Here is a 7251-nt window from a genome sequence, read left to right as displayed (position 1 = left end):
GACCATCGTGCCGCGCAAGACCCCCCGCAGCGAGCGCCGCGACAAGTCCGCCTAGTCCCCGCCCGCGAGCAGACGTACAGGTCCCCGACACGCCGGGGTTTCGGGGGAGTTTGTGTCTGCTCGCGGGGTCAGGTCACCCGGTCGGGTCGGCTGTAGACGTTCATCGAGTCGCCGCGCAGGAACGCCACCAGGGTCAGTCCGGACTGGGCGGCCAGATCCACCGCCAGGGACGTCGGCGCCGACACCGCGGCCAGCACCGGTATGCCGGCCATCACCGCCTTCTGGGTCAACTCGAACGACGCCCGGCCGCTGACCAGCAGTACCGTTCCGCTGAGCGGGATCCGCCCGGATTCCAGCGCCCAGCCGATCACCTTGTCCACCGCGTTGTGCCGGCCGACGTCCTCCCGCACCGTCAGCATGGTGCCGTCGACGCCGAACAACGCCGCGCCGTGCAAGCCGCCGGTGGTCGCGAAAACCTTTTGCGCCGAACGTAATTGGGCCGGCATGGCGGACAGCGTCGCCGCCGCTACGGTCGACGGGTCGTCGCCGGGGGAGTGCCGGCTGGCCAGTCGCACGGCGTCCAGCGACGCCTTGCCGCAGACCCCGCACGACGAGGTGGTGTAGAAGTTGCGGGTCGGGTCCACCGCGGGTGCGGGCACCCCGGCGGCCAGGGTCACGTCCAGGACGTTGTAGCTGTTGGCCCCGTCCTCCCCGGCGCCGTTGCAGTACCGGACGGTCAGCACGTCTCCGCGCGCCGCGATCACACCCTCGGTGAGCAGGAATCCCTGGGCCAGTTCGAAGTCCGAGCCGGGGGTGCGCATCGTGACCGTGATCGCCGATCCGTCGACCCGGATCTCCAGCGGTTCCTCGACGACGACGGTGTCGGCCCGCTGGGTGGCGCTGTCCCCGGCGAGGTGGCTGACCCGCCGCCGGGCGGTCACCCGGCCCATTGCCGGGCCGGGTTTCCGGGTGGGCCGATCCGCATCAGTCCAATCTAGGCCCGCGACAACGCAAACAGCTTCAGATCACGGTTGGTGCGGGTGAGGTACGCCCGGTACATCGGGTAGGACAGGAACCGCTGCAGGCAGCGCTCACGTTCGGCGCCCTGCAGAAGCGTCGCCCGCACCGGGATCTCGACGCCCCCCATGGCGACGGTGGCGACCGGATCGGCCTGCAGGTTCACCGCCCACCCGGGGTGGGATTGCTGACCCCAGTTGCTGCCCAGCACCAGCAGGCGGTCACCGTCGCGCAGGTAACTCAGCACCGTCGTCCTCGGCAGGCCGGACTTCCGCCCGGTCGTGGTCAGCAGCAGTGACGGCAGCGCGCCCGGGCCGAACAGGGAGTACTTGCCCTTGGTCGCGGCCAGCACGCGACGGTCCAGGGGGACGAACACCCGCAGGACGCGGGATCCCGCCGGGGTGGAAGCGAACCGGTAGGCGGGCGCGACCAGTTTCGACACGGTCTCGCGGCCCCAATGCGGGGCGGGGAAGGCGTCCGGCATGGACCCATGATGCCGGGGCGGCGTTTCTTAATATTCGCTGACGGCCGAAAGTGACCAACGACACAATCGACCTCTGCGTCCCCCTATGTCACTGCCCTGAACTGTGCTTTCGCGCCGAGCCCCGACGGCGTGTCCTCCAGGGATGCAGGCCCGCAACCCTGAGAAAGTGTAATAATCGGTACCGCGAGTAGCAGAAATCCCGCCGTAACCAACGGAAAGGCGGCGACGTGGGTCTGAACGGCAACGGTGCTGCGCAGAACCGGCAGAGACTCGAGAAGGTCGTCATCAGGTTCGCCGGGGATTCCGGCGACGGCATGCAGTTGACCGGCGACCGGTTCACCTCCGAAGCCGCTCTGTTCGGCAACGACCTTGCCACCCAACCCAACTACCCCGCCGAAATCCGGGCGCCGGCAGGCACGCTGCCGGGTGTCTCGTCATTCCAGATTCAGATCGCCGACTACGACGTCCTCACCGCCGGCGACCGCCCCGACGTCCTGGTGGCGATGAATCCCGCGGCGCTGAAGGCCAATCTGGCCGACCTGCCGCGCGGTGGCACCGTGATCGCCAACTCCGACGAGTTCACCAAACGCAACCTCGCCAAGGTCGGCTACTCGGCCGACCCGCTGCACAGCGGCGAGTTGTCCGACTACGTCGTGCACGACGTCCCGATGACCACGCTGACCCTGGGGGCGGTGGAGCCCAGCGGGGTGTCGAAGAAGGACGGCGAGCGCGCCAAGAACATGTTCGCCCTGGGCCTGCTGTCCTGGATGTACGGCCGGCCGGTGGAGCACAGTGAGACCGTCATCAGGGAGAAGTTCGCGCGCAAGGCCCAAGTCGCGCAGGCCAACGTGCTGGCGCTGCGGGCCGGCTGGAACTACGGCGAGACCACCGAAGCCTTCGCGACCACCTACGAGGTGGCCCCGGCCAGGCTCGCCCCCGGCGAGTACCGGCAGATCTCCGGCAACACCGCGCTGGCCTACGGGATCATCGCCGCCGGCCAACTCGCCGGCGTCCAGGTGGTGCTGGGCAGCTACCCGATCACCCCGGCTTCGGACATCCTCCACGAGCTGTCCAAGCACAAGAACTTCGATGTCCTGACCTTTCAGGCCGAGGACGAGATCGCCGGGATCGGCGCTGCGCTGGGAGCGTCCTACGGCGGCGCATTGGGAGTCACCAGCACCTCGGGCCCCGGCGTCGCGCTCAAGTCGGAGTTCATCGGTCTGGCGGTGATGACCGAACTGCCGTTGGTGGTCGTCGACGTCCAGCGCGGCGGTCCCTCGACGGGCCTGCCGACCAAGACCGAGCAGGCCGACCTGCTGCAGGTCATGTTCGGGCGCAACGGCGAATCCCCGGTCGCGGTGCTGGCGCCCTGCACGCCGTCGGACTGCTTCGAGATCGCGGTGGAGGCCGCGCGGATCGCGCTGACCTACCGGACGCCGGTGATCCTGCTCTCCGACGGCGCCATCGCTAACGGCTCCGAGCCCTGGCGCATTCCCGACGTCGGTGACCTCGCCCCGATCGACCCCGGATTCGCCACTGCCGGAGCGGATTTCGCGCCCTACGCGCGGGATCCGCAGACCCTGGCCCGCCAGTGGGCGGTCCCCGGCACCGCCGGTCTGGAACACCGCATCGGCGGGTTGGAGAAGGCCGACGGCTCCGGGGACATCTCGTACCAGGGCGACAATCACGACCAGATGGTGCGGTTGCGGCAGGCCAAGATCGACGGGATCGAGGTCCCGGATCTACAGGTCGACGATCCCACCGGCGATGCCGACCTGCTGATCCTGGGCTGGGGCAGTTCGTTCGGGCCGATCGGTGAGGCCTGCCGTCGGGCCCGGCGCCGCGGGGTGAACGTCGCGCACGCCCAACTGCGCCACCTCAACCCACTGCCGGGCAATCTCGCCGACGTGCTGTCCCGCTACCGCAAGGTGGTGCTGCCGGAGATGAACCTCGGTCAACTCGCCCTGCTGTTGCGTGGCAGGTATCTGGTGGACGTGCAATCGGTCACCAAGGTCGCCGGCATGGCGTTCCGCGCAGATGAGATCGAAGGAATCATCGACGCGGCGCTGGACGGTACGCTCCGCGAAATCGAAAGGGACAAGGCGAAATTCGCCAGACTGACTGCGGCCAGAACTTCTGCGGCCGCGGTGATCGCGCAACCGGGAGCGAACGCATGACGATCGGCGCCGATCTCGGCCTCGTCACGGCGTCTCCGTCTAAGACCGCCGGGGTTCCCGTCGCCGAGGCGCCGCAGAAGTCCAGGGACTTCACCAGCGACCAGGAAGTGCGCTGGTGCCCGGGCTGCGGTGACTACGTCATCCTCAACACCATCCGCAACTTCCTGCCGGAACTCGGACTGCGCCGGGAGAACATCGCCTTCGTCAGCGGGATCGGCTGCTCCAGTCGGTTCCCGTACTACCTGGAGACCTACGGATTCCACTCCATCCACGGCCGGGCGCCGACGGTCGCCACCGGCCTGGCACTGGCCCGCCCCGACCTGTCGGTGTGGGTGGTCACCGGGGACGGCGACGCGCTGTCCATCGGCGGCAACCACCTCATCCACGCCCTGCGGCGCAACATGAACATCACCGTCCTGCTGTTCAACAACCGGATTTACGGCCTGACCAAGGGCCAGTACTCGCCGACCTCCGAGATCGGAAAGGTCACCAAGTCCACCCCGATGGGGTCGCTGGACCAGCCGTTCAACCCGGTGTCGGTGGCACTGGGCGCGGAGGCGACGTTCGTGGCCCGGGCGCTGGACTCCGACCGCAAGGGCCTCTCCGAGGTGCTGCGGGCGGCCGCAGCCCACCGGGGCGCCGCACTGGTGGAGATCCTGCAGGACTGCCCGATCTTCAACGACGGCTCGTTCGACGTCCTGCGCAAGGAGGGCGCGGAGGAGCGGGTCGTCCCGGTTCGCCACGGCGAGCCGATCACCTTCGGGGCCGACGGCGAATACTGCGTGGTGCAGTCCGGATTCGGGCTCGACGTGGCGAAGACCGCCGAGGTGGCGGCCGAGCAGATCGTGGTGCACGACGCCGGGGCCGACAACCCGGCCTACGCGTTCGCGCTGTCCCGGCTCAGCGACCAGAACCTGGACCACACCGTGATGGGCATCTTCCGGCAGGTCGTCCGGCCCGCCTACGACGACGCCGCCCGCGCCCAGTTGGCGGCGGCCCGCGCCGCCACCCCGCACGACCGCGCGGCGCTGCAGTCGCTGCTGCGCGGCCGCGACACCTGGACCGTGGACTAGCCGGTGCCGCGCGGCGATTCGCCGGCGGCGGTGGTCCTGGCCGGCGGCGCCTCACGGCGGATGGGCCGGGACAAGGCCACCATGCCGCACCCGGTGCGGCCCGGCCTCAGCATGGTCGAGCACACCGTGGCCGTGCTGGCCCGGCGGTGCTCCCCGATATTCGTGATGGCCGCACCCGGGCAGGCGCTGCCCCCGCTGGACGCGGGAATCGCGGCGCCCGACGTGCACATCATCCGGGACGAGATCCGCGGTGTCGGGCCGCTGCTGGCCACCGGCCGGGGCTTGCGGGCCGCGGCATCCGCCGGGCGTGACCGGGCTTTCGTCAGCGCCGTCGACATGCCCTACCTGTCCGTCGAGCTGCTCGATGAGCTGGTCGGCCATCGGGGCGCCGACGTCGTCCTGCCCTGGGACGGCCGCGACCACTACCTGGCCGGGATCTACCGGACCGGTTTGGCCGGGGACATCGAGGCCCTGGTCGCGGCGGGGAAGCGCAGCATGAGGGCGTTGACCGAGTCGGTGTTCACCCAGCGGGTGGTCCTGTCGCGGCAGCGTGCGCTGACCAATCTCAACGGGCCGGCCGACCGTTGATACCTGTTATCATTGTGGCGAATGTGGTTTATGTGAATTGTATCGCTGTGCGCCCATTCACAAATTCACTGTGATCTGCGTCACATAAACGACGGGTCCGTCATGGTGGGGGCGCCTCTGACACGCCGCCGTGACCTGCGGTGACCGTGGAATTCCAACCGTCGTGATAATGCCGTTATCTGCCTGAAATTGTCGTGTCACTGACATAGCTTGGCTCGCAGATCTCACGTACGGTCGTACCCAGCCCGTGAAAGGGTCAAACACAATTCCAGATTAGAAACCCTGTGTGTGAGCGGAGCGAAGCGAGCGTGACCTCCGCTGTCGTGTCAGACCGAGACGGCACGAACCGAAATCCGAGTTTCCAGGGATCTGGTGAACCGGATCTGGCGCACGCCGGCGAAAGGAAAGTCTGTTGAAGAAAATCCGCAATATCGGAATGGCCATCAAGGTGGCATCGGCCGCCGGTGCGATCGCAGTGGCCCCGATCGCCCTGGGCGCCGGCGTCGCCAACGCCGACAGCGTGAACTGGGACGCCATCGCGGCCTGTGAGTCCAGTGGCAACTGGGCCATCAACACCGGCAACGGCTACTACGGCGGCTTGCAGTTCAGCCCGTCGACGTGGTCGTCCAACGGTGGCAGCGGTATGCCGCACCAGGCCTCGCGTGAGGAGCAGATCCGGGTCGCGGAGAACGTTCTGCGCACCCAGGGCATCGGCGCCTGGCCGACCTGCGGCGGACTGGGCTAAAAGCCTGACCGCACACATTTCGTCAGAAGTGGCGCCGGAGAAATCCGGCGCCACTTCTTTTTATCCATAGGAACGACCGGGCAGCGGCGGATCGTCGACCTCATCGGAACCCTGGTCGAATAAGTCTCCTCATAAAGAGGTCGCGTCTCTTCTGTAACAACGGCCCCAGCCGCCGCGAAACACCCCACAACTGCGGCAGCTACCGGAAGGGCCACCATGACCACGATCCGCAAGATCGTCGCCCTGGCGGCCCTCGCCTTCGGACTGATCCTCGCCGGCCTGGCACTGGGCAGCGGCACCGCCGCCGCGCAGAGCAGCGTGAACTGGGACGCCGTCGCGCAGTGCGAGTCCGGCGGGAACTGGGCGATCAACACCGGCAACGGCTACTACGGCGGACTGCAGTTCAGCCAGGCCACCTGGAAGTCCAACGGCGGAACAGGGATGCCGCACCAGGCCTCCCGCGAGGAGCAGATCCGGGTCGCCGAGAACGTGCTGCGGACCCAGGGCATCGGCGCCTGGCCCTCCTGCGGGAAGGCTGGCGGCGCCCCGGTGTTCGCGGTGTCGGCCGATGTCCCTGCCGCGCCCGGCACCCCGACCGGGGCGGACGGCCGGTGCCAGGGCCTGGGCCGCGGTCCGCTGGGTCTGATCGATTGGGGCCGGATGTGCACCGCTTTGACCAATCCCGGTCAGGCGTTCGCCGACGCGATCGGAATCCGCTGACGTCCGGTCGCCTCAGGCTTTCACCGCACCGCCAGTGCCGGGCCGCGGCGCCGAAGAGCGGCCACACCCCGACCGGTAGGTTCGACCCATGACCGAGCGTGATTTCGACATCGTTCTCTACGGGGCCACCGGCTTCGTCGGCAAGCTCACCGCCGAATACCTGGCCGAGGCGGGCGGACCCGCCCGCATCGCGCTGGCCGGGCGTTCCCAGGGGAAACTGGAGGCCCTCCGGGCGAGCCTGCCCGGGGCCGCCCGGGACTGGCCGCTGCTGATCGCCGACGCCGGCAGGCCCTCGACCCTCGACGCGATGGCCGCCCGCACCCGGGTGGTGGTGACCACCGTCGGTCCCTACAGCCGGTACGGGCTGCCGCTGGTCGCCGCCTGCGCCAAGGCCGGCACCGACTACGCCGACCTGACCGGTGAGGCGATGTTCGTCCGGCAGAGCAT

At 68.7% G+C, this 7251-nt stretch carries 6 protein-coding genes and 2 pseudogenes; 6 read left to right on the top strand and 2 right to left on the bottom strand.

The features are described from left to right. Positions 1 to 128: 128 nt before the first annotated feature. Both fdhD and ADBZ5U_RS13300 read right to left on the bottom strand, forming a co-directional pair. Positions 129 to 950, bottom strand: a complete 822-nt coding sequence (gene fdhD, locus ADBZ5U_RS13305) for a formate dehydrogenase accessory sulfurtransferase FdhD (protein WP_526810928.1) — start codon at positions 948 to 950, stop codon at positions 129 to 131. Between the two features lie 44 nt (positions 951 to 994). Further along, the gene (locus ADBZ5U_RS13300) at positions 995 to 1501 is read right to left on the bottom strand and encodes a nitroreductase family deazaflavin-dependent oxidoreductase (RefSeq protein WP_526810926.1); all 507 of its coding nucleotides are present in this window, start codon (positions 1499 to 1501) and stop codon (positions 995 to 997) included. A gap of 227 nt (positions 1502 to 1728) precedes the next feature. Here ADBZ5U_RS13300 and ADBZ5U_RS13295 point away from each other — a divergent pair, with 227 nt between their 5' ends. The 6 genes and pseudogenes from ADBZ5U_RS13295 to ADBZ5U_RS13270 form a co-directional block, all read left to right on the top strand. Next, the gene (locus ADBZ5U_RS13295) at positions 1729 to 3678 is read left to right on the top strand and encodes a 2-oxoacid:acceptor oxidoreductase subunit alpha (RefSeq protein WP_526810924.1); all 1950 of its coding nucleotides are present in this window, start codon (positions 1729 to 1731) and stop codon (positions 3676 to 3678) included. Continuing rightward, positions 3675 to 4751 carry a thiamine pyrophosphate-dependent enzyme gene (locus ADBZ5U_RS13290; RefSeq protein WP_526810922.1) on the top strand — a complete coding sequence of 359 codons (1077 nt, stop codon included), beginning with the start codon at positions 3675 to 3677 and terminating at the stop codon, positions 4749 to 4751. Before ADBZ5U_RS13295 ends, ADBZ5U_RS13290 begins: the two co-directional genes overlap by 4 nt. A 3-nt stretch (positions 4752 to 4754) precedes the next feature. Then, entirely contained in the window at positions 4755 to 5339 is a 585-nt protein-coding gene (gene mobA, locus ADBZ5U_RS13285; protein WP_526810920.1) for a molybdenum cofactor guanylyltransferase, read from the top strand. Between the two features lie 511 nt (positions 5340 to 5850). After that, positions 5851 to 6084, top strand: a pseudogene (locus tag ADBZ5U_RS13280) (transglycosylase family protein); the annotation flags it as partial. Between the two features lie 315 nt (positions 6085 to 6399). Further along, positions 6400 to 6624: pseudogene (locus ADBZ5U_RS13275) on the top strand (transglycosylase family protein); the annotation flags it as partial. A 268-nt stretch (positions 6625 to 6892) separates the two neighbouring features. Further along, the coding region (locus ADBZ5U_RS13270; RefSeq protein WP_526810918.1) for a saccharopine dehydrogenase NADP-binding domain-containing protein at positions 6893 to 7251 on the top strand (359 nt) is incomplete at its 3' end.

The organism is Mycobacterium sp., from assembly GCF_040398885.1.
In the GTDB taxonomy this organism is placed as follows: domain Bacteria; phylum Actinomycetota; class Actinomycetes; order Mycobacteriales; family Mycobacteriaceae; genus Mycobacterium.
Note: the sequence above shows the minus strand (reverse complement) of the source record. Positions and strands in the feature narration are given on the sequence as shown.